General features: G+C 66.0%; 19 protein-coding genes. 2 read left to right on the top strand and 17 right to left on the bottom strand.

Going from position 1 to position 20,620, the window contains the following annotated elements:
* Window position 1: 1 nt before the first annotated feature.
* From ACT7B3_RS15945 to ACT7B3_RS16025, 17 genes are all read right to left on the bottom strand, one after another.
* Entirely contained in the window at window positions 2-1,081 is a 1,080-nt protein-coding gene (locus ACT7B3_RS15945; protein WP_445158614.1) for a branched-chain amino acid ABC transporter permease, read from the bottom strand.
* Between the two features lie 12 nt (window positions 1,082-1,093).
* Complete coding sequence (locus ACT7B3_RS15950; protein ID WP_445158615.1) at window positions 1,094-1,954, bottom strand: branched-chain amino acid ABC transporter permease; 861 nt, start codon at window positions 1,952-1,954, stop codon at window positions 1,094-1,096.
* 67 nt (window positions 1,955-2,021) lie between these two features.
* Window positions 2,022-3,191 (bottom strand): ABC transporter substrate-binding protein, encoded by a 1,170-nt coding sequence (locus ACT7B3_RS15955; RefSeq protein WP_445158616.1) that lies wholly within the window; start codon window positions 3,189-3,191, stop codon window positions 2,022-2,024.
* Between the two features lie 618 nt (window positions 3,192-3,809).
* The gene (locus ACT7B3_RS15960) at window positions 3,810-4,295 is read right to left on the bottom strand and encodes a MaoC/PaaZ C-terminal domain-containing protein (RefSeq protein WP_445158617.1); all 486 of its coding nucleotides are present in this window, start codon (window positions 4,293-4,295) and stop codon (window positions 3,810-3,812) included.
* A gap of 27 nt (window positions 4,296-4,322) precedes the next feature.
* Window positions 4,323-5,396: a zinc-binding dehydrogenase gene (locus ACT7B3_RS15965; protein ID WP_445158618.1), complete on the bottom strand. Its 1,074-nt coding sequence runs from the start codon at window positions 5,394-5,396 to the stop codon at window positions 4,323-4,325.
* The gene (locus tag ACT7B3_RS15970; RefSeq protein WP_445158619.1) at window positions 5,393-5,590 is read right to left on the bottom strand and encodes a hypothetical protein; all 198 of its coding nucleotides are present in this window, start codon (window positions 5,588-5,590) and stop codon (window positions 5,393-5,395) included. The genes ACT7B3_RS15965 and ACT7B3_RS15970 overlap by 4 nt, the downstream gene beginning before the upstream one ends.
* A 51-nt stretch (window positions 5,591-5,641) precedes the next feature.
* Window positions 5,642-7,603, bottom strand: coding sequence for an AMP-binding protein (locus ACT7B3_RS15975; RefSeq protein ID WP_445158620.1), 1,962 nt, complete (start codon window positions 7,601-7,603; stop codon window positions 5,642-5,644).
* A gap of 34 nt (window positions 7,604-7,637) precedes the next feature.
* Window positions 7,638-8,627, bottom strand: a complete 990-nt coding sequence (locus tag ACT7B3_RS15980; protein WP_445158621.1) for a branched-chain amino acid ABC transporter permease — start codon at window positions 8,625-8,627, stop codon at window positions 7,638-7,640.
* A 2-nt stretch (window positions 8,628-8,629) separates the two neighbouring features.
* Entirely contained in the window at window positions 8,630-9,517 is an 888-nt protein-coding gene (locus ACT7B3_RS15985; RefSeq protein ID WP_445158622.1) for a branched-chain amino acid ABC transporter permease, read from the bottom strand.
* Between the two features lie 57 nt (window positions 9,518-9,574).
* Entirely contained in the window at window positions 9,575-10,822 is a 1,248-nt protein-coding gene (locus ACT7B3_RS15990; RefSeq protein WP_445158623.1) for an ABC transporter substrate-binding protein, read from the bottom strand.
* Between the two features lie 104 nt (window positions 10,823-10,926).
* Window positions 10,927-11,619, bottom strand: coding sequence for an ABC transporter ATP-binding protein (locus ACT7B3_RS15995; RefSeq protein ID WP_445158890.1), 693 nt, complete (start codon window positions 11,617-11,619; stop codon window positions 10,927-10,929).
* Window positions 11,620-11,681: 62 nt separating this feature from the next.
* The gene (locus ACT7B3_RS16000) at window positions 11,682-12,452 is read right to left on the bottom strand and encodes an ABC transporter ATP-binding protein (RefSeq protein ID WP_445158624.1); all 771 of its coding nucleotides are present in this window, start codon (window positions 12,450-12,452) and stop codon (window positions 11,682-11,684) included.
* A 384-nt stretch (window positions 12,453-12,836) separates the two neighbouring features.
* The gene (locus tag ACT7B3_RS16005) at window positions 12,837-13,784 is read right to left on the bottom strand and encodes an electron transfer flavoprotein subunit alpha/FixB family protein (protein ID WP_445158625.1); all 948 of its coding nucleotides are present in this window, start codon (window positions 13,782-13,784) and stop codon (window positions 12,837-12,839) included.
* Window positions 13,781-14,533, bottom strand: a complete 753-nt coding sequence (locus tag ACT7B3_RS16010; RefSeq protein ID WP_445158626.1) for an electron transfer flavoprotein subunit beta/FixA family protein — start codon at window positions 14,531-14,533, stop codon at window positions 13,781-13,783. Before ACT7B3_RS16010 ends, ACT7B3_RS16005 begins: the two co-directional genes overlap by 4 nt.
* 99 nt (window positions 14,534-14,632) lie before the next feature.
* Entirely contained in the window at window positions 14,633-15,775 is a 1,143-nt protein-coding gene (locus tag ACT7B3_RS16015; protein ID WP_445158627.1) for an acyl-CoA dehydrogenase family protein, read from the bottom strand.
* Between the two features lie 9 nt (window positions 15,776-15,784).
* Window positions 15,785-16,981 (bottom strand): acyl-CoA dehydrogenase family protein, encoded by a 1,197-nt coding sequence (locus tag ACT7B3_RS16020; RefSeq protein WP_445158628.1) that lies wholly within the window; start codon window positions 16,979-16,981, stop codon window positions 15,785-15,787.
* A complete protein-coding gene (locus tag ACT7B3_RS16025; protein ID WP_445158629.1) occupies window positions 16,978-17,874 on the bottom strand; it encodes an enoyl-CoA hydratase/isomerase family protein in 897 nt (298 codons plus the stop codon). The genes ACT7B3_RS16020 and ACT7B3_RS16025 overlap by 4 nt, the downstream gene beginning before the upstream one ends.
* A 266-nt stretch (window positions 17,875-18,140) precedes the next feature.
* On the opposite strand from ACT7B3_RS16025, the gene ACT7B3_RS16030 reads away from it, so the two are divergent.
* Together ACT7B3_RS16030 and ACT7B3_RS16035 are read left to right on the top strand one after the other, a co-directional pair.
* Window positions 18,141-19,784, top strand: coding sequence for an AMP-binding protein (locus ACT7B3_RS16030; protein ID WP_445158630.1), 1,644 nt, complete (start codon window positions 18,141-18,143; stop codon window positions 19,782-19,784).
* Between the two features lie 42 nt (window positions 19,785-19,826).
* Window positions 19,827-20,594 carry an SDR family NAD(P)-dependent oxidoreductase gene (locus tag ACT7B3_RS16035; RefSeq protein ID WP_445158631.1) on the top strand — a complete coding sequence of 256 codons (768 nt, stop codon included), beginning with the start codon at window positions 19,827-19,829 and terminating at the stop codon, window positions 20,592-20,594.
* The last annotated feature ends 26 nt before the right edge of the window (window positions 20,595-20,620 follow it).

Raw genomic sequence — 20,620 nt, forward strand, 5'->3', positions numbered from 1 at the left:
CTCAGCCCTCCTTGCTGGTAGCAGAGACGGCCGGCTTCGCCGCCTCGGTGGGCGGGGCGGTCGGCTCCCGCTTCAGCCATTTGAGCAGCGGCGACTTGGCCAACGTGGTGCGGTTGGGCGGGTCGATGATCAGCCCGGCGATGCCGCGCGGCAGCATCAGCACGGCGAGGATGATGGTGATGCCCATCAGGATCGGCCAGTGGATGGTCAGGTGCTCGAAGATGTGCTGCAGGATCTCGTAGGCGAAGGCGCCGAGGATCGGGCCGAAGATGGTGCCCATGCCGCCCAGGATCAGCATCATCAGCACCTCGCCGGAGGTGTGCCAGCCGAGCTGGGCCGGGTTGGCGAAGCCGTACTGCATGGCCGCCAGCATGCCGGCGACGGAGGCCATCACCCCCGAGATCACGAAGGCGACCAGCTTGTAGTGGCTGGTGGCGTAGCCCAGCGCCTCCATGCGGTGCTCGTTGTCATGGATGCCGTCGAGCACCTGGCCATAGAAGGAGCGGGTCAGCCAGCGCAGGAACAGATAGCCCACCACCACCATGGCCAGGCAGACGTAGAAGAAGGTCAGCGGGTTGTCGAGGTCGAGCAGCACGGTCCCGCCGATCTCCACGCTGGGCCGGAACATGATGAAGACCCCGTCGGTCCCCCCGGTATGCCGCGAGGTGTTGACGAAGTAGTAGAGCATCTGACCGAAGGCCAGGGTGGTCATGATGAAGAAGATGCCCTTGGTGCGGATCACCAGGAAGCCCACCACCAGCGCTGCCACCGCCGCGATCAGCATCACCAGCGGCATCATCCACCAGATGGCGGCCGGGCTGAACGAGGGGCTGGCCAGCGCCAGGGTGTAGGCACCGAGACCGAAGAACAGGGCGTGGCCGAGGCTGACCAGGCCGACGATGCCCACCAGCAAATCCAGGCTCATGGCGAACAGCGCCAGGATCAGCATCAGGGTCATCTTTTCCATCATGAACTCGCTCTGGGCGCCGAACACGGCGGGGCCCCACAGCGGAAAGACGGCAACGATGGCGGTCATCACCAGCATGATGACGACGACGCGCTTGGGATAGCGATGCAACATGTCAATTCTCCCTCAGGCGAACAGCCCGCGTGGCTTGACCAGCAGCACGGCGGCCATGATCAGATAGATGACCATGCTGGCCAGGCTGGGAATCAGCACCGAGCCGAAGGTCTCGGCCATGCCGATCAGGATCGCGCCCCAGAAGGCGCCCTTGATCGAGCCGATGCCCCCGATGACGACCACCACGAAGCAGGTGATCAGGATGCTGTCCCCCATGCCCGGGGTGATGGAGGTGAGCGGCGCGGCGATCATGCCGGCAAAGGCGGTGAGCGCGACGCCGACGCTGAAGATCAGCGTGAACAGGGTGCGTACGTTGATGCCCAGCCCCTCCACCATGTCGCGGTTGACCGCACCGGCACGAATGATGATGCCCAGCCGGGTATGCCGGATGACCCAGTAGATGACGCCGGCCAGCGCCAGGCAGACGCCCATCACGAACAGCCGGTAGTGGGAATACTGCAGGTTGTCGGTGAGCTGGATGCGCCCGTTGAACAGCTCCGGCACCGGCACGCTGTGCACGTCGCCGCCCCAGATGATGCGCTGCATCTCGTTGAGCACCAGGATCAGCCCGAAGGTGAGCAGCACCTGGTAGAGATGGTCACGCTTGTAGAGCGTGTCGAGGAACAGCCGCTCGATGACCAGGCCCAGCGCCACGGCCAGCGGAATGGCCACCACGATGGCCAGCCAGAAGCTGCCGAGGCGGAACGTCAGGTCGTAGACCAGGTAGGCCCCGATCATGTACATGGCGCCATGGGCCAGGTTGATGATGCCCATGATGCCGAAGATGAGCGTGAGCCCGCTGGCGATCAGGAACAGCAGCAGGCCGTACTGCAGCCCGTTGAGCAGCTGCACGCCGAAGAATGCAAGATCCATGAAACCCCCTCCGAGAATCGCGATTGAGGGGCGGGCATACCCGCCCCGTGATCAGTGAGGCAGGCCGTTACATCCGGCAGGCTTCGTCGGGCACCTCAAGGTTCTCGTAGGCAATGTCGATGACTTCGTGCCTGCCGTCGCGAATCTCGCGCAGGTAGACGTTCTGGATGGGGTGGTGCGAGCGCGAGAAGCTCAGCGGCCCCCGCGGGCTGTCCAGCTCCACGCTGGCCAGCGCCTCAATCAGTTGCTCGCGGTCGGAGGTGTCGCCGCCCACGGCCTCCATCGCCTGGATCAGCATCATGCCGGTGTCGTAGCCCTGCACCGCGTAGGTGTCCGGCAACTGACCATAGGCCGCCTGATAGGCCTCGACGAAGGCGCGGTTCTGCGGGGTATCCAGGGTCTCGGCGTAGTGCAGGGTGGTCAGCACGCCTTCGCCCGCCTCGCCGATAGCCGCCAGATTGCCGTCGGTGAGGAAGCCCGAGCCGAGCAGCGGGATGCTGTCCTTTAGCCCCGATGCCGCGTAGTCGCGCACGAAGCTGACACCGCCGCCGCCGGCAAAGAAGGTGTAAACCGCATCCGGCCGGTCGCTGGCGATCTGGGCAAGGTAGCTCTGGAACTCGGTGTTGGGGAACGGTACCAGGATCTGGCGCACGATCTCGCCGCCGGCCGCGGTGAAGGACTCCTCGAAGCCGGCGATGTCCTCCTTACCGCCGGCGTAGTCCCAGGTGATGGTCACGACGCGACGATGCCCCCTGTCATAGGCCACCTTGCCCATGGGGTAGCTGTCCTGCCACATGCTGAAGGAGGTGCGGAAGACGTTGGGCTGGCACAGCTCGTTGGTGGCCGCTCCCAGGCCGGCGTTGGGGATGATGGTGATGGCGCCGGTTTGCTGGGCCACGCGCAGCATGCCCATGGCCACGCCCGAGTGCACCGGGCCGATCACGAAGTCCACCTTGTCGCCGCGCACCAGGCGGCTCATGTTCTGCGGGGCGCGCGAAGGGTTGGCCTCGGAGTCGAGCTTCACGTACTGCACATCGCGCCCGCCGAGCTGGTTGCCGTGCTGGGAGAGGGCCAGCTCCAGGCCGTTGGTGATCGCTTCGCCCAGCGCGGTGTAGGTGCCGGTATAGGGCAGCATCAGGCCCAGCTTGACCGGATCACTGCTGGCCTGGGCAACGCTGCCTGCCGCCAGCCCGGCGACGAACATCGAGGTGAGGGCGTACTGCTTGATCGTTTTCATGGTGGGTTCCAGGGGGTGTTGTTATTGAGGTTGCGCCATTGGCATCGCCGGCCGCCGGCAGGTTGTTGTTGGGTTGGCGTCCTTGCCGCTCGCTCATCCTGGGTCATGTCCCGACGTGAAACCTATCGGTGACATGGGCTGTCGACGCTGCCGAGTCGACAGAGGGTGAAGCCTTTACTGATTGGCATGTCGTAGCGATTCTGGCGCTCGCCAACGGCGCCAACCAATATCGAATGGGTACCCCGCCATACCCTGGAGGTATCGACAGGCCCAGCCGACCGGGCCGCGCTTCGGCCCGATTCGATCAAAAAAGTCATGATTTTTAGTTAACTAGCCGAGAGGCATGCCACCCCCCAGGCGCCAGGAACCATTCCCTCTGCGTAAGGGCGGTATACCGGCAGCGCGGTACGACCAGAAGTGGCGCCCACCGGGGAACTGGCGAGGCCAACGTCATCGACTTGGCTTCACCGCTGAGGTGCGACAAAAGCATAATGGCGGGGCGCAGATAAAAAAGGCGACGGGAGGCCCTGTCGCCATAAGTGGCCGTTTCCGACCGAGAGACCATCTGGCTATTACCCGCAGCGCTGCCAGCCCCTCTGGCTGCCGGTTGCAGACTGTTCAGCTGGCTATGGAGATCTTTGGCAGGGTCGGTTTCGGCACGGAGAGCTTCTCGGTGGGAGCGATCACCTTCGCCTCTCCGACCACGACTGGCTGACCGTGCTGGTTGCGTATGGCGCACTCGAGCCGCACACGGTGGCGGGGCTCCTTGCTGAGTACCGTCAACGTGATGCTCAGGGTATCGCCTAGCTTGACCGGCCGCCTGAAGGCCAGGCTCTGCTCCAGGTAGATGGTACCGGGGCCGGGCATCACGGTGGCGAGAGCGGCAGAAATCAGCGAGCCGCTCCACATGCCGTGGGCAATGCGCTCCTTGAACAGGCTCGTCGCAGCGAAGTCGGCATCCAGATGCAGGGGGTTCACGTCGCCGGAAACCGCCGCGAACAGCACCAGCTCGTCGTGGGTCAGGGTGCGGGAAAAGGTCGCGGTATCGCCTTCCTTCAATTCGTCGTAAGTAATATTTACGAGGGTCGCCGGGGTGGTACTCATCGCAGGCTCCGAAATCAGGGGATGACGCTATCTCTTGTCGGGGTGCTGACGGGGTTCAGTGCCCATCTCCAGCCCCACCTTGCCCATCCGGCTACCCGACTCGAGGCGATCCAGCGCCGCGTGAATGGCCTGCAGCGGATAGACGCTGTCGATGACGGGGGTGATCCCGTGGCGCTCCACGTAGGCGAGCAGTTCCCGGAACTCCGCGGCATTGCCGCTGGTGGAGCCGATGACCTGCAGCTGGCGGATAAAGAGGCGCCTGATATCGGCCGGGGGCTGGTCCCCCGAAGTCGCCCCGCAGGTCACCAGGCGCCCACCGCGCACCAGCGACTTCATGGCCGAGGCCCAGACGGCCTCGCCGACGTTCTCGACCACCACATCCACGCCGCGGCCATCGGTCAGTGCCATCACGCGCCGGGCCACCTCCTCGGTCCTGCCATTGATCGCCTCGTGGGCGCCCAGCGCCAGGGCCCGCTCAAGCTTGTCATCCTCCCGGGAGGTGACGATCACCCTGGCGCCGATGCTGGCGGCCAGCTGCATGGCGGCGAGCGACACCCCGCCGCCGACGCCGAACACCAGCACGGTCTCCCAGGGCTTCAGCTGCGCCCGGGTGAAGAGCATCCGCCAGGCGGTGAGGTAGTTGACCCCCAGGGCCGCGGCCTGCACGAACTCCAGGTGCGCGGGCATGGGGTAAAGGTTCTCCACCGGCACGCTGAGCCACTGCGCAAAGGTGCCGTCCACATGCTCGCCCATCAGCTTCATGCGGCTGCAGAGCACATCGTCGCCGCGCTGGCAGAATTCGCACCGCCCGCAGGTCAGGTTGGGAAAGACCACCACCCGCTGGCCCACCGTCAGGCGCGTCTCGCCCTCTTCGATGGCCTCCACCACGCCGGCGCCGTCCAGCCCCATCACCAGCGGCAACTCATGGGTGATGCCCGCGCCGCTGTTGCGCATGTAGAGATCGACCTGATTGAGGGTGCCCGCCACCAGGCGCACCAGCGCCTCGCCCGGCCGTCGCCGAGGCCGCTCCCCCTGCCTGACTTCGACCACCTCGTTGCCGCCGTGGCCGGTGATCACGACGCTCTGCATGGGTTCCGTCATGGCTGGGCCCTCTCCTGCAGCGAGGCGCCGCCCATGAAGCCCTCTTCGATGGCGGCCGGGTCAAGATCCCATGGCTCATCCAGCACCGCCTTGAAGATGGGGGTGGCGAAGTCGCCGGGGGGCACGCTGGCCAGGGTGCCGCCGAAGCGGCCGATGGCGCTGCGCCGCGGATGGCACAGAGAGATATCGGTCATGTCAGGATCCTTGTGTGTTGTATCGGTGACGCCTCTGCCTCTACATCCGCCTCATACCGAGGCGGCGCCGCGCTTGCCCAGGCGGGCGATGCCCTCTACCGCCGAATAGCTCTCCAGCGCCGAGAGGTCGCCCACCTCGCCGCCGGTATAGGCGTTCTTCACCACGCGGCGCAGCAGCTTGCCGTTCTTGGTCTTGGGCAGTTCGTCGACGATGAACACCTCCCGCGGGGCGAAGGCCTGGCCCAGCTTTTCGCCCACCAGAGCCTTAAGGAGCGCCTCTACGCCATCGCGCGCTGCCTCGGGCTTGAGCACCACGAAGCACAGCGGCACCTCGCCCTTCATGGGGTCGGCCACGCCGACCACCGCGGCTTCCGCTACCTGGGGATAGGCCACCACGATGCTCTCGATCTCTGCCGGCCCCACGCGCTTGCCGGCGACATTCATGGTGTCGTCCGAGCGCCCGCGGATCTCCAGCTGGCCATCGGCATAGGCAATGGCCATGTCGCCATGCACCCAGCGCCCCGGCCAGCGGGCGAAGTACTCGCCCTCATACTTGGCATCGTCGCGCCAGAAGCTCCTGGTCATGCCGACCCAGGGCCGGTCGATCACCAGCTCCCCGAGCTCATTCACGACGCGCTCGCCGTCGGGATTGACCACGCCGGCCGCCATGCCCGGCACGGCGCTGTTGAAGCAGGAGGCCCCGATGGGGCGCAGCAGCACGTTGGCCAGGATGCCGCCGCCAATCTCGGTGCCACCGGCGTAGTTGATGATCGGCACGCGGCCCTGGCCCACCGTCCCGAACAGCCAGTGCCAGCTCTCGTCATCCCAGGGCTCGCCGGTGGAGAGGAACAGGCGCACGCGCTCGTCCAGCCGCTCCGGCGAGATATCGCTCTTCATCAGGCTACGGGTGAAGGTCGGGGAGAGGCCCACGTGGGTCGCCTCGAACCCATCGACCAGGGTCCACAGCCGATCCTCCTGCGGATAGTTCGGCGCGCCGTCGTAGATCGCCAGGGTGGCGCCGTTCATGAAGGCCCCGAACACCGCCACCGGGGCCGTCAGCCAGCCCATGTCGGTGATCCAGAACAGGGTGTCGCCCTCGCCAAGGTCCATGCACAGCCCAAGATCCAGCGCGGCCTTGAGCGGCAGGCCTGCGTGGGTGTGCACGGCGCCCTTGGGCTTGCCCGAGGTGCCCGAGGTGTAGATGAGCAGCAGCGGATCATCGCTTGCCATCTCGCAGGCGGGTTCGCGCGTCTCGGCCACCGGCGTGGCCGCCATCAGCGACGCCCAGTCATGCTCGTGGGCCGCCAGCCGGGAGATGTCGGAGCCGGCGTTGTTGACCACGATGACGGTCTCCACGGCGCTGCCCGAGGCCAGCGCCTCGTCGGCCTTGCCCTTCATGTCGATGAAGCGGCCGCGCCGATGGTAGCCGTCGGCGGTCACCAGGAAACGCGAGCCGGAATCCGCCAGGCGCACGGCCAGGGCGTCGGCGTTGTAGCCGGAGAAGGCCGGGGCGTAGATGGCGCCAAGGCGAATCGCCCCCAGCATGCACACGACGGCCTCGGGAATCATGGGCAGATAAAGCGAGACCACGTCGCCACGCCCCACGCCGAGGCTGCGCAGCATCTCGGCACAGCGTGCCACTTCCCGGGCGAGCTCGGCGTAGGTGTAGCGCCGCTGACGGCCATCCTCGGCCTCGGCGATCAGCGCCAGCCGGCCGGCATGCGCGGGGCTCGTCGCCCAGCGCTCCAGGATCGAGTCGATGATGTTGAGACGCCCCTCGGGAAACCAGTCGGGGTGCATGATCTCGTCGGGATCCGCGATGACCGAGGCGTAGGGGGCGCGCCACCGGACGCCCAGCTTCTGCTCCAGCGCCCCCCAGAACCAGGCGATGTCATCGGTACTTCGGACCAGGAGGTCGTCGTAGCCCTCAAGCCCCAGCGTCTCGATCCACCGCTGCAGACGAGTCGCCTGGCAGTAGGCGCTGTCGGGTGCCCAGATGGTTGGCTTGGTCATGCTCTCGCTCCTGTATGCGTTGGCCGCATCGGCATCACTTGACGTTCTTGCGGTAGGACTTGAGGATCTCGCCAACGATACCGCTGCGGAAGCTCAGCACGCAGATCACGAAGATAGCCCCGAGGATCACGTCCACCCAGTTGCCCAGCGGCGATTGGGCCAGCAGATGCTGCAGGCTGACCACGATGCCGGCCCCTACCACCGGGCCGAGCAAAGTGCCCACCCCGCCCAACAGGGTCATCAGGACCACCTCGCCGGACATGTGCCAGTGGGCGTCGGTCAGCGAGGCAAGCTGGAACACCACCGTCTTGGTGGAACCGGCCAGGCCGGCCAGGCCCGCGGAGAGGACGAAGGCCACCCACTTGTAGGCGTCGACGTTGTAGCCCAGCGACACCGCCCGCGGCTCGTTCTCGCGGATCGCCTTGAGCACCTGGCCATAGGGCGAGTGCACCGCACGCTGGATAATGGCGAAGCCGATCAGAAAGACGGCGAACACGAAGTAGTACATCGCCAGGTTGCTGCGCAGGCTGATCACGCCGAACAGCTCGCCCCGCGGCACCCCATGCAGGCCATCCTCGCCGCCGGTGAAGGGCGACTGCAGGTAAAGGAAATAGACCAGCTGAGACAGCGCCAGGGTCACCATGGCGAAGTAGATCCCCTGGCGGCGTATCGACAGCGCACCGAACACCGCCCCCATCGCCACGGCGACCAGGGTGCCGGCGATGATACCGAGTTCCGGGGTCAGCCCCGGATGGCTGGCCAGCAGGTAGCCGGTGACGTAGCCGCCGGTGGCCAGGAAGGCCGCATGGCCGAACGAAAGCAGCCCGGCGTAGCCCAGCAGCAGGTTGAAGGCGCAGGCGAACAGCGCGAAGCACAGCACCTTCATCAGGAACACCGGGTAGGCAACGAAGGGCGCGGCGATGCCCACCACAATCAGCGCCAGGTAAAAGGCATTGCGGCGCATATCGGCACGGCGCTGGCGCCGCAGAGAAAGAGGCAGCGACTGGGTCTGGGACATGGACATGATCAAGCCTCCTTGCCGAACAGGCCGGCGGGTCTGAGCAGCAGCACCAGGATCATCACCAGAAAGATCACGGTGTTGGCGGCCTCGGGGTAGTACACCTTGGTCAGGCCCTCGATCAGGCCCATGCTAAGGCCCGTGATCACGGCTCCCAGGATCGAGCCCATGCCGCCGATGACCACCACGGCGAAGACCACGATCAGCAGGTTGGAGCCCATGGTCGGCGACACCGGGTAGAGCGGCGCGGCCAGCACCCCGGCGAAGGCGGCCAGGGCCACACCGAAGCCGTAGGTGAGCGTGATCAGCAGCGGCACGTTGACGCCGAAGGCCTGCATCAGCGCCGGGTTCTCGGTACCGGCCCGCAGGTAGGCGCCGAGCCGCGTGCGCTCGATGATGTACCAGGTCACCAGGCAAACGGCGATGGCCGCCACCAGTACCCAGGCACGGTACTTGGGCAGGAACATGAAGCCGGTCTGGAAACCGCCCGAGAGCGCCTCGGGCGTCGGGTAGCGAGCACCAGAGACACCGAAGAAGTTGACCAGCGAGCCCTCGAAGATCAACACCAGGCCGAAGGTCAGCAGCAGGCCGTAAAGGTGATCCAAGTGAGCGATGCGGCGCAGCATGGTGCGTTCCAGCAGCATGCCGAACAGGCCGACGAACAGCGGCGCCAGCAGCAGGGCCGTCCAGTAGTTGATGCCCAGATAGCGCATTCCCAGCAGGGTGGCGAACGCCCCCAGCATGTACATGGCGCCATGGGCAAAGTTGACGATCTTCAGCAGGCCGAAGATTACCGCCAGCCCAAGGCTCAGCAGGGCATAGAAGGCGCCGTTGATCAGGCCCAGCAGCAGCTGACCCATGAACACCGCCAGCGGCACCCCGAATATCATCGTCATGTCAGGAATCTCCCATTGCAGAGACGGCGGCTTGCGCCGCCGCCGGACTTACCTGCCTCAGTTCTGCACCAGCTTGCACTGGCTCTCGGAAAGCGGACGGAACGCTTCCTCAGCGGGGATGGTGGAAAGGATGTCGTAGAGGTCCCACTCACCCTGCGACTGGTCGGGAGACTTCACGCGAGCCAGGTACATGTCGTGAACCATACGGCCATCCTCGCGCAGGCGGCCATTACGGGCGAAGAAGTCCTCGACGGGGTTCTCCATCAGGTAGGCACGTACGTCTGCCGGGGCATCACTGCCGGTGGCCTCGACGGCCTTCAGGTAGCTGGTGACTGCCGAGTAGTTGCCCGCCTGCACCATGGTCGGCATGCGGCCTTCGCGCTGGTAGAAGCGCTCCGCCCACTCTCTGGACTCATCGTCCATGTCCCAGTACCAAGCCGTCACGAACTGGGCGCCCTGGGCGACTTCCAGGCCCAGCGACTTCACGTCGGTGATGAAGACCATCAGCGGCGCCAGGATCTGCCCGCTCTGCGGAACACCGAACTGGTAGGCAGTCGAGATGGCGTTGACGAGATCCGACCCGGCGCTGGCCAGGCCGATGATCTGGGCGCCCGACGCCTGGGCCTGGAGCACATAGGAGGCAAAATCGTCACTGGGGAAGGGATGGCGCGCCTTGGCCACGACGTTACCGCCGCTGTCGAGCACCGCATGCGCCATGTCGGCCTCCATGGCATGGCCGAAGGCGTAGTCGGCGCTTAGCAGGAACCAGGTGTCGCCGCCCTGATCCACGATGGCACGCGCCGCGGCATCGGAAACGGCGAAGGTGTCGTAGACCCAGTGGACATGGTTCGGCGTGCAGTGCTCACCGGTGATGCTCGCGGCGGCGGCCGTGGTGATCATGGCAAAGCGATCCTCCTGCTCCACCAGCCGCGAGACCGCGATGGCCACGGCGGAGGAGTTCAGGCCGGTGATCATGTCCACGGCATAGCGATCCATCCACTCCCTGGCCAGGTTGGAGGCCACGGCGGCATCGTTGCGGTGATCGGCGCTGATCAGCTCGATGGGAACGCCGTTGACACTGCCGCCGAAGTCCTCGATGGCCATCTCGACGGCGGTACGCCCCGCGGGGCCGGCCAAGTCGCTGTAGGGGCCGTTCATGTCATCCATGTAGCCGATCACGACCTTGCCGTCGCTGATCGCGGCCTGGGCGGTGGTAGCCAGGGCGGCGCTGGCGGCCAGACCAACGGCGGCGGCGAGGCTCTTCCTGATGAAGCTCTTCCCGGTGAGGCGCTTGCTGTGAGTCATACCCGTCTCCTCTGCCTCGACTTCGAGGCGCTTGTTGTTATGGCATGCAGGACGTAACGAAAAGGGTGTGGGTAATGCGGTGACACACCGCCGATGGACGCGGATCAGACCCCCAAGAGGGTGTGCAGATGCTCGCGCCGGCTCGGCAGCTCGGCCGCCGAGATCTCCTCGACGATCAGGCCGTGATCCATCACGAAGTGGCGATCGGCCAAGGGTGCTGCGAAGCGGAAGTTCTGCTCCACCAGCACGATGGTCATGCCACGCTCCTTGAGCTTGACCAGCACCTCGCCCAGCGTCTGGACGATGACCGGTGCCAACCCCTCGGTGATCTCGTCGAGCAGCAAGAGCCGTGCCCCGGTGCGCAGGATCCGCGCCATGGCCAGCATCTGCTGCTCGCCCCCGGAGAGCCGCGTGCCCTGGCTGCGCCGCCGCTCGTAGAGGTTGGGAAACATCGCGTAGATCTCATCGATCGACATGCCGCCGGAGCGCACCGTGGGCGGCAGCAGCAGGTTCTCCTCGACGTCAAGGCTGGCAAAGATGCCGCGCTCCTCGGGGCAGTAGCCGATCCCCAGACGTGGGATGTGGTGAGCCTTCATACCCAGCGTCTCGTTGCCGTTGATCATGATCGAGCCGGTACGTCGGCCGACCATGTTCATGATCGCCTTGAGGGTGGTGCTGCGCCCGGCGCCGTTGCGCCCCAGCAGGGTCACCAGCTCACCGCGCTTCACGTTGAAGTCGACGCCGTGGAGGATGTGCGATTCGCCGTAGAAGGCATGCAGGTCGCTGACCCTGAGCATCTCGCCGCCATGGCTGTCGCGGTACTCGAACACCCCCTTCTCGCGTGCGGCCACTGGCTGGTTCATGGCGTCGCCTCCTGTGTCGCTTCGCTGCCCATGTAGGCCTCCTTGACCCGTGGGTCGGCGGAGACGGTGGCGTAGTCACCCTCGGCCAGCACCGCACCGCGAGCCAGCACGGTGATGCGATCGCACAGCCGGCTCACGACGCTGAGGTTGTGCTCCACCATCAGCACGGTGCGGCCCTTGGCGACCCGGCGGATCAGCGCGACGATGCGGTCGACGTCCTCGGCGCCCATGCCCTGGGTCGGCTCATCGAGCAGCATCAGGGTCGGTTCCATCGCCAGGGTGGTAGCCACTTCCAAGGCGCGCTTGCGCCCATACGGCATCTCCACGGTGAGCACGTCCGCGTATTCACGCAGGCCCACTTCCTCGAGCAGCTCGATGGCGCGGTCGTTAAGATGGTCGAGGGTGCGTTCAGATTTCCAGAAGTGGAAGGAGGTGCCCATGGGACGCTGCAGCGCCACGCGCACGTTCTCCATGGCGGTCATGTGGCCGAACACCGCGGAGATTTGGAAGGAGCGCACCAGGCCCAGGCGGGCGATCTCGTTGGCCTTCATGCCGGTGATCGGCTTGCCACGGTAGAGGATCTCACCGCGGGTGGGCGGCAAGAACTTGGTGAGCAGATTGAAGACGGTGGTCTTGCCCGCCCCGTTGGGACCGATCAGGGCATGGATATGCCCCTCCTGGACCTGCAGGTTGACATCGTCCACGGCGGTGAAGCCGCGAAACTCCTTGGTCAGGCTGCGCACTTCGAGGATTGCACTGCTCATCATGCCACCTTTGTCATTGTCTAACGTTCGGCAGGATTGTTAGTTGAGTGTAGAACCACGCCAATATATGTCAATATATATACATATATTTTTTAGAAAGAGGAAAAAGCCCCTCGTAATGGCAGTTTTTCCGCATAAAATTTAATAACTAGTGACAAGCAATTGTCTTAATGACCAACCACCCCATTCACGCAGGCATGCCGACACCCCTGCGTGATCAGGCGCCAGGGCGATATCGTCAGGGGCCTCGCTCCGCAGACTAGAGGCAGCCCCAGTGCGATACGCTGCTTCAGCTGGGAGCTGACGCGATAGCGCGACTCGCCATAGCGGTCATGAAGCAGGCCACGCTCGGTGACGGTCTCGCTGACTGCGCCACGCCTCACCTCCTCAGAGCTTGCTTTCCAGCTCGGGCAGCACCTCGAACAGGTCGCCGACCAGCCCGTAGTCCGCCACCTGGAAGATCGGCGCCTCCTCGTCCTTGTTGATGGCCACGATCACCTTGGCGTCCTTCATGCCGGCCAGGTGCTGAATGGCCCCGCTGATGCCCACGGCGATGTAGAGCTCGGGCGCGACGATCTTGCCGGTCTGGCCCACCTGCATGTCGTTGGGCACGAAGCCGGCGTCCACCGCGGCGCGCGAGGCGCCAATGGCCGCGCCCAGCTTGTCGGCAATGCCGTCGAGCAGCGTGAAGTTCTCGCCGCTGCCCATGCCGCGGCCGCCGGAGATCACCACCCGGGCGGCGCCCAGCTCGGGGCGGTCGGACTTGGCCAGCACCTCCTTGAGGAAGGTGGACTGGGCGCTGTGAGCGACGAAGTCGACCGCCTCGACGGCACCGCCGCCCTGACCTTGTTGAGCGCCGACCGCATCGAAGCCGGTGGTGCGCACCGTGATCACCTTGAGGGGGTCCTCGCTCTGCACCGTGGCGATGGCGTTGCCGGCGTAGATCGGGCGCTTGAAGGTGTCGGCATCGACCACGTCGACGATCTCGGAGATCTGGGCCACGTCGCGCAGGGCGGCCACGCGGGGCAGCACGTTCTTGCCGGTGGTGGAGGCAGCCGCCAGCAGGTGGGTGTAGTCACCGGCCAGCTCGTTGAGCAGCGCCGCGGTGGGCTCGGCCAGCAGGTGGGCGTAGGCGACGTGGTCGGCCACGCGCACCTTGCTCACGCCGTCCAGCCTGGCGGCGGCCTCGGCGATGGCGAAGACATCTCGGCCTGCCACCAGCACGTGGATCTCCCCGCCGCCGTGCTGGGCAATCTGCCGGGCGGCGGCCACCACATGGGCGGTGGCGCCGGCCAGGGCGCCGTCGTGATGTTCGGCCAGGATCAGAATGCTCATGCGACCACCTTCGCTTCGTTCTTCAGTTTGTCGACCAGCTCATCCACGGAGCCCACCTTGATGCCGCCCTGGCGCTCGGCCGGCGGCTCGACCTTGAGCAGCTTGACCTTGGAGGCCACCTCGACGCCGAGATCCGCCGGGGTCGTGACAGAGAGCGGCTTCTTCTTGGCCTTCATGATGTCCGGCAGCTTGGCGTAGCGCGGCTCGTTGAGGCGCAGGTCGGTGGTGACGATGGCGGGCAGGGTCAGCTCGACGGTCTGCAGGCCGCCGTCGACCTCGCGGGTTACGACCGCCTTCTCCCCCTCGACCCTCACCTGCGAAGCGAAGGTGCCCTGGGGCAGATCGGTCAGCGCAGCGAGCATCTGGCCGGTCTGGTTGTTGTCGGTGTCGATGGCCTGCTTGCCGAGAATGACCAGGCCCGGCCGTTCTTCTTCGACCAGCCTGGCCAGCGCCTTGGCGACGCCCAGCGACTCGACGCGCTCGTCAGTCTCGACATGAATGGCCCGGTCGGCGCCCAGCGCCAGCGCAGTGCGCAGCTGCTCCTGGGCCGCCTTGGGGCCGACGGTAACGGCGATCACTTCGGAGGCGATGCCTGTTTCCTTCAGCCGCACCGCTTCTTCCACGGCGATCTCGCAGAAGGGGTTCAGGGCCATCTTGACGTTGGTGAGGTCGACGTCGGAGTGATCGGGCTTGACCCGGATCTTGACGTTGTAATCCAGCACGCGCTTGATCGCGACGAGCACTTTCATGGCGTACCTCCCAAGAGAAACAGCGGATCTTGGCGGTGAAAGGCGAGCAACTGGGACATGTCGAAGGCTCCTGTACTTGTTGTGGGGACGCTGGTCGCGTCAACTGACCGCGAGAAGATCGGCATAGGCCTTGAGCTGGCGGTCGTCATCGCCAAAGCGGTGGCCGAGCATCACCAGGTGGCGGGCATGGTGGGCAAGGCGGTACTCCCAGGTCATGCCGATGCCGCCGTGAAGCTGGATCGCCTGCTCGGCGATGAACTGCGCCGCACGCTTGACCACATGCTGGGCGGCGATCAGCTGGCGGCTGCGCTCGAGGCTTGCCGGCTCGTCGGCCACGCAGGCGGCGAGAATCGCCATGGAGGTGGCCAATTCCAGCTCGGTGGTCATGTCCACCATGCGATGCTGGAGCACCTGGAAGCGGCCGATGGGCTTGCCGAACTGCTGGCGGGTCTTGAGGTAGTACAGGGTCAGCTCGCAGGCCTGCTGCATGCTGCCCACCGCCTCGGCGCACTGAGCCGCCATCGCGCGACCCAGCTGATGATCTAGAGCCTTGAAGGCGCCACCGGGCTCGCCCAGCAGGGCGTCGTCGGCCAGGAGCACGTCATCGAAGGAAAGGTCGCAGGCCCAGGGGCCCGCCATGGTGGGATAGCTACGGCGCTGCACGCCGCTTGCGGCCGGGTCGACCAGGAATAGCGAGAGGCCATCGCACTCACCGGGCTCCCCCGCGGTGCGTGCCACCACCAGGACCCGGTGCGCGGCCTGGCCGCCGATCACCACCGACTTGCGGCCCGAGAGCCGCCAGCCATCGGCAGCGCGCTCGGCCCGAGTCTCGGTCCACTCCGGCCGATAGTGGGTGCGAGGCTCCTCGCTGGCCACCGCAAGCAAGAGCTCGCCGGCAGCCAGGGCCGGCAGCAGCGCCTCTCGCTGGGCCTCGCTGCCCAGGGCCTGCACCAGGCCGCCGCCGAGGATCTGCGACTCCAGAAAGGGCTCCAGGCAAAGGCCGTGACCGAGCGCCTGCATCACCACCAGGTTTTCGACGCCGCTGCCGCCCATGCCGCCATGGGCCTCGTCGATGGGTACCGCCAGCACGCCCAGCTCGGCCAGCTGGGCCTGGAAGGCCTCGCTGAAGCCCGGTGCGCTGCGCTGCACCTGGTCGCGCTGCTCGAAGCCATAGTGCTCCCTGACCAGTCGGACCAGCATGTCCTGCAGCATCTGCTGCTCGTCACTGAAGGAAAAGTCCATGGTGGCCTCCTATAAGCCCAGCTGGGCCTTCGCCAGGATGTTCTTCTGGATCTCATTGGAGCCGCCGTAGATCGACAGCTTGCGCAGGTTCAGATACTGGGCGGCCGGCGCTGCGCTGTAGTCGGCGTGCCGAAGCTCGCCGTCGTGTTCGAGCTGCATCTCGTCAGCCAGGAACGGCAGGGCATGGGGGCCCAGCACCCGGCGGGCGAGATCGCTGATCGCCTGGCGGATCTCGGAGCCGGTGATCTTGAGGATCGAGCTCTCCGCCCCCGGCACCCCGCCGGCCTGGGCCCGGGCAAGGATGCGCAGGGTGCTCATCTCCACCGCCATCAGGCGCATCTCCACCGCGGCGATACGCTGGCGCAGCAGCGGGTCCGCCAGTGCCGGCCGGCCGTCGATCACCTCGCGGGCGGCGATCGCCTTGAGGTGGGCCAGGGCCGCCTTGGAGATGCCGATGCCGGCCTGCCCGGTGCGCTCGTGGGTCAGCAGGTACTTGGCGCAGGTCCAGCCGTCGTTCTCCTCGCCCACCCGATTCGCCACCGGTACGTGAACGTTGTCGAAGAACACCTCGTTGACCTCGTGGGCGCCGTCCAGGGTGATGATCGGCCGCACCGAGATGCCGGGACTCGCCATGTCGATTAGCAGGAAGGAGATGCCGGCCTGGGGCTTGGCCTCGGGGTCGGTGCGCACCAGGCAGAAAATCCCGTTGGCGTGCTGGCCCAGGGTGGTCCAGGTCTTCTGTCCGTTGACGATGTAGTGGTCGCCCTCGCGCACCGCGCGGGTCTTCACTGCGGCCAGGTCGGAGCCGGCGCCCGGCTCGGAGTAGCCCTGGCACCACCAGTCGCTGCCGTCGAGAATGCGCGGCAGATAACGGGCCTTCTGCTCGGGGGTACCGAACTTGATGATCACCGGCGCCACCATGTTGACGCCGAACGAGATCAACCGCGGCGCGCCCGCCGCCGCACACTCCTCCTCGAAGATGTGCTTCTCCACCACGCTCCAGCCGGTGCCGCCGTACTCCAGCGGCCAGTTGGCGGCGTACCAGCCGCGGCGGTGGAGAATCGCCTGCCAGCGCTGGTGATCCTGCTTGGCGAGTTGCTTGCCGAGCCGCACCTTGGCGGCGATATCGGCGGGCAGCTCGGCCTTGAGGAAGGCCCTGACCTCATCGCGGAAGGCCAGCTCCTGTGGGCTGAAATGAATATTCATGCGGTGGTCCCTCTTGCGGCATCTCCACCGCCGCCCGCGTTGAGCAACCGGCTGTCGCGGCCGCGCGCCAGGAAGGCCTCGACTTTGGCCTGGCGCTGGGGCGAGGCCAGGCACTCCAGGAAGAGCTCGCGCTCGCAGGCGAGCGCCTTGTCAAAGGAATGGGTCATGGCAGCCTCAAGTGCCTCGACGGCCTTGAGGGGGGCCAGGTCGCCCGAGATGGGCAGCGTCAGCGCCTCACGCTGGGCCGCCAGCCAGGCGAGCGGCGCCTCGCTGGTGGCGACAAGTTCACGCTCACGCGTCGGGCGTACGCCCTGCCCGGCCAGTTCCGCCGCCATGACGAGGCGCATCGCCTCGGGGGTATGCCCCTCGTCGGCCACACCATCCACCAACCCCAGCTTGCGGGCCTCGCGGGTACCGATGGGCTCACCGGAGAGGATCATGTCGAGTGCCGCTTCCAGCCCGATCAGGCGCGGCAGGCGCTGGGTGCCGCCGGCACCGGGAATCAGCCCCAGCTTGACCTCCGGCAGGCCGAAGCGAGCATCGGGCGCGGCGAGGCGGTAGTGGCAGGCCATGGCTAGCTCCAGCCCTCCCCCCAGGGAGACGCCGTGAAGCCAGGCCACTACCGGCTTGGCCGAACTCTCTATGGCCCGGATCACATCGGGCAGCAGCGGCGCCTGGGGGGGCTTGCCGAACTCCTTGATATCGGCCCCGGCGCTGAAGCAGCGCCCGCCAGACTGCAGCAGGACCCACTCCACCCGAGCATCCTCCAGGGCGGCGTTCATGGCCGCCGCCAACCCCGACCGCACGGGCTGGCTCAGGGCATTGACCGGCGGGCTGAAGAGTGTGACCAGGCCACAGTTTCCATGTCGGGTCAGGGTGACAGGGTTGCACATGGCGACTCTCCGAATCGTTGTGGCTATTCGAGCTGGCGTGCCAGCGATATCGCCAGGCCGCCGCAATTCGTGACAACGGGATGTCACGCTGTTACCGAAAGCGAGCCTGATCGACCTGGTTTCGAGTCTAGCCAGCCTCAAAATAAAAGACAATGTATTGACATAAATTTTCCCGTGCCCTAGCTTTTCATCAGGCGCACGGCGAGGCATGAGCCGGCCTTCGAGCAGCCAACTTCCCAAAAATAAATTCTTTTTCAGGAGCTTATATGCCAATCCATACAAATCTGACGCCCGAGCGCAGAAAAGCCATGGTCGAGCTAGGTGCCTGGAATGACAGGATCATTACGGACTATCTGGACGAGGCGGTGACCAGCGCTGGCCACAAGGCCGCCATCATCACCTATTGCATGGCCGACGGCAGCCGCACCGAACTGAGCTACCGTGAACTCAACGAGAGGGTCACACGTATCGCCGCGGGGCTGGCCGGACTCGGCGTCGGCAGAGGCGACATCGTCTCCTGCCAGCTGCCCAACTGGTGGCAGACGACCGCGCTGCATCTGGCCTGCGTACGCATCGGCGCCGTGCTCAACCCGCTGATGCCGATCTTCCGCGAGCATGAGCTCTCGTTCATGCTCGGCATGGCCGAGAGCAAGGTGCTGGTCGTCCCCCAGACCTTCCGCAAGTTCGACCATGGCGCCATGGCCCATGAGCTGCAGCGCTCGTTGCCCAAGCTGGCGCATGTGCTGGTGATCGGCAGCGAGGGAGAGGACAGCTTCGAGCGGGCACTGCTGGAGCGCGCCTGGGAAACCGAGATCGACACCGCCGCCCTGTTCCACGAGCGCCGCCCAACCGGGGATGACGTGGTGCAGATCCTCTATACCTCCGGCACCACCGGGAAGCCCAAGGGGGTGATGCACACCTCCAACACCCTGTTCAGCCATCTTCGCCCCTTCACCGAGCGCCTGGCCCTGGGCGAGGCGGACACCGTGTTCATGCCCTCCCCGCTGGCCCACCAGCTGGGCTTTCTCTACGGCCTGATGCTGCCCGTCTATCTCAAGAGCAGCGCCGTGCTGCAGGACACCTGGCTGCCGGAAGAGGCCGTGGCCATCATCCGCGCCGAACGACCCAGCCTGATGCTCGGCTCGACGCCCTTCCTTGCCGATATCGCCGAGCAGGCCACCGAACATGGCCCGGACCTGCAGTCGCTGAAGCTGTTCCTGTGCGCCGGCGCGCCAATCCCCAGCCCGCTGGTGGAGAAGGCCGCAAAAAACCTGCCAACCCGCATCCTCTCCGCCTGGGGCATGACCGAGAACGGCGCGGTCACCACCACCCTGCCCGAGGACGACCCCGAGCGAGCCGTGCACACCGACGGCGTGCCGCTGCCCTATATCGAACTCAAGGTCACCGACATGGAGGGCAACCCCCTGCCTGCCGGCCAGGAGGGGCCGCTCTACATGCGCGGCGCCAGCCTCTTCGTCGGCTACTTCAAGCAGCCGGAACTCTATGGAGTGGATGACGAGGGCTGGTTCCCCACCGGCGACCTGGCGCGCCTCGACGCGCAGGGCTACGTACGCATCACCGGGCGCTCCAAGGACGTGGTGATCCGCGGCGGCGAGAACATTCCCATCGTCGACATCGAGAACACCCTCTACCAGCACCCGAAGATCCAGACCCTGGCGCTGGTAGGCAAGCCCGATGAGCGCCTTGGCGAGCGGCTGTGCGCCTACGTGACCCTGAAGGAAGGCGTGGAGTCGCTGACCCTCGACGAGGTCTGCGCCTTCCTGAACGAGCGCAAGGTGACCCGCCAGTACCAGCCGGAATTCCTGGAGGTGCTCGACGAGCTGCCGCGCACCCCCTCCGGCAAGATCCAGAAATTCAAGCTTCGCGAGCAGCCCCTCCAAGGCGCCTGAGACAGCCCTCCCTATTCCCCACTACCCGAGCGGAGAGACGACATGAAAGGACTTGAGAACAGAACCGTGATCGTGACCGGCGGCGGCGGCGGCATCGGCCAGGCCGTGTGCAAGCGCTTCGCCGAGCATGGCGCCAAGGTCGCCGTACTCGACCGCGACGAGGGCGCCGCCCAGGCCACCGTCGAACTGATCGCCGAGGCCGGCGGCAAGGCCCAGGCCTACGCCGCTGACATCACCGACTACGCCGCCATCGTCACCACAGTGGCAAGCATCGAGCAGGATCTCGGCACCCCCACCGTACTGGTCAACAACGCTGGCTTCGACCGCTTCATGCCGTTCCTCAAGACCGAGCCGGCCATGTGGGAGTCGCTGATCGCCGTCAATCTGACCGGCGCGCTCAACATGCATCACGTGGTACTGCCCAAGATGGTCGAGGCCGGCGGCGGCCGGGTGATCAACATCGCCTCCGATGCGGCACGGGTGGGCTCCTCCGGCGAGGCCGTCTACGCCGCCTGCAAGGCCGGCATGCTGGGCCTGAGCAAGACCCTGGCCCGCGAACTCGCCAGCAAGAACGTCACCCTCAACGTGGTCTGCCCCGGCCCCACCGACACCGCCCTGCTCAAGGAAGTGGCCGATACCGCCCGCGACCCGGAGAAGCTCCTCGAGGCCTTCCGCAACGCCGTGCCCATGCGCCGCCTCGGCCAGCCAGAGGACTACCCCGGCATCATCACGATGCTCGCCAGCGACGAAGCCAGCTTCATCACCGGCCAGGTGATCAGCGTTTCCGGCGGCCTGACCATGGCCGGCTAAGCGCCGCCACCGCACATATCTGCACG

The sequence above is a fragment of the Halomonas sp. E14 genome, from assembly GCF_052568415.1.

Bases quoted from the DNA above. Each gene is read 5' to 3' on its own strand.
- ACT7B3_RS15945 (WP_445158614.1), bottom strand. From the start codon at position 1,081: ATGTTGCATCGCTATCCCAAGCGCGTCGTCGTCATCATGCTGGTGATG.
- ACT7B3_RS15950 (WP_445158615.1), bottom strand. From the start codon at position 1,954: ATGGATCTTGCATTCTTCGGCGTGCAGCTGCTCAACGGGCTGCAGTAC.
- ACT7B3_RS15955 (WP_445158616.1), bottom strand. From the start codon at position 3,191: ATGAAAACGATCAAGCAGTACGCCCTCACCTCGATGTTCGTCGCCGGG.
- ACT7B3_RS15960 (WP_445158617.1), bottom strand. From the start codon at position 4,295: ATGAGTACCACCCCGGCGACCCTCGTAAATATTACTTACGACGAATTG.
- ACT7B3_RS15965 (WP_445158618.1), bottom strand. From the start codon at position 5,396: ATGACGGAACCCATGCAGAGCGTCGTGATCACCGGCCACGGCGGCAAC.
- ACT7B3_RS15970 (WP_445158619.1), bottom strand. From the start codon at position 5,590: ATGACCGATATCTCTCTGTGCCATCCGCGGCGCAGCGCCATCGGCCGC.
- ACT7B3_RS15975 (WP_445158620.1), bottom strand. From the start codon at position 7,603: ATGACCAAGCCAACCATCTGGGCACCCGACAGCGCCTACTGCCAGGCG.
- ACT7B3_RS15980 (WP_445158621.1), bottom strand. From the start codon at position 8,627: ATGTCCATGTCCCAGACCCAGTCGCTGCCTCTTTCTCTGCGGCGCCAG.
- ACT7B3_RS15985 (WP_445158622.1), bottom strand. From the start codon at position 9,517: ATGACGATGATATTCGGGGTGCCGCTGGCGGTGTTCATGGGTCAGCTG.
- ACT7B3_RS15990 (WP_445158623.1), bottom strand. From the start codon at position 10,822: ATGACTCACAGCAAGCGCCTCACCGGGAAGAGCTTCATCAGGAAGAGC.
- ACT7B3_RS15995 (WP_445158890.1), bottom strand. From the start codon at position 11,619: ATGCTCAGGGTCAGCGACCTGCATGCCTTCTACGGCGAATCGCACATC.
- ACT7B3_RS16000 (WP_445158624.1), bottom strand. From the start codon at position 12,452: ATGATGAGCAGTGCAATCCTCGAAGTGCGCAGCCTGACCAAGGAGTTT.
- ACT7B3_RS16005 (WP_445158625.1), bottom strand. From the start codon at position 13,784: ATGAGCATTCTGATCCTGGCCGAACATCACGACGGCGCCCTGGCCGGC.
- ACT7B3_RS16010 (WP_445158626.1), bottom strand. From the start codon at position 14,533: ATGAAAGTGCTCGTCGCGATCAAGCGCGTGCTGGATTACAACGTCAAG.
- ACT7B3_RS16015 (WP_445158627.1), bottom strand. From the start codon at position 15,775: ATGGACTTTTCCTTCAGTGACGAGCAGCAGATGCTGCAGGACATGCTG.
- ACT7B3_RS16020 (WP_445158628.1), bottom strand. From the start codon at position 16,981: ATGAATATTCATTTCAGCCCACAGGAGCTGGCCTTCCGCGATGAGGTC.
- ACT7B3_RS16025 (WP_445158629.1), bottom strand. From the start codon at position 17,874: ATGTGCAACCCTGTCACCCTGACCCGACATGGAAACTGTGGCCTGGTC.
- ACT7B3_RS16030 (WP_445158630.1), top strand. From the start codon at position 18,141: ATGCCAATCCATACAAATCTGACGCCCGAGCGCAGAAAAGCCATGGTC.
- ACT7B3_RS16035 (WP_445158631.1), top strand. From the start codon at position 19,827: ATGAAAGGACTTGAGAACAGAACCGTGATCGTGACCGGCGGCGGCGGC.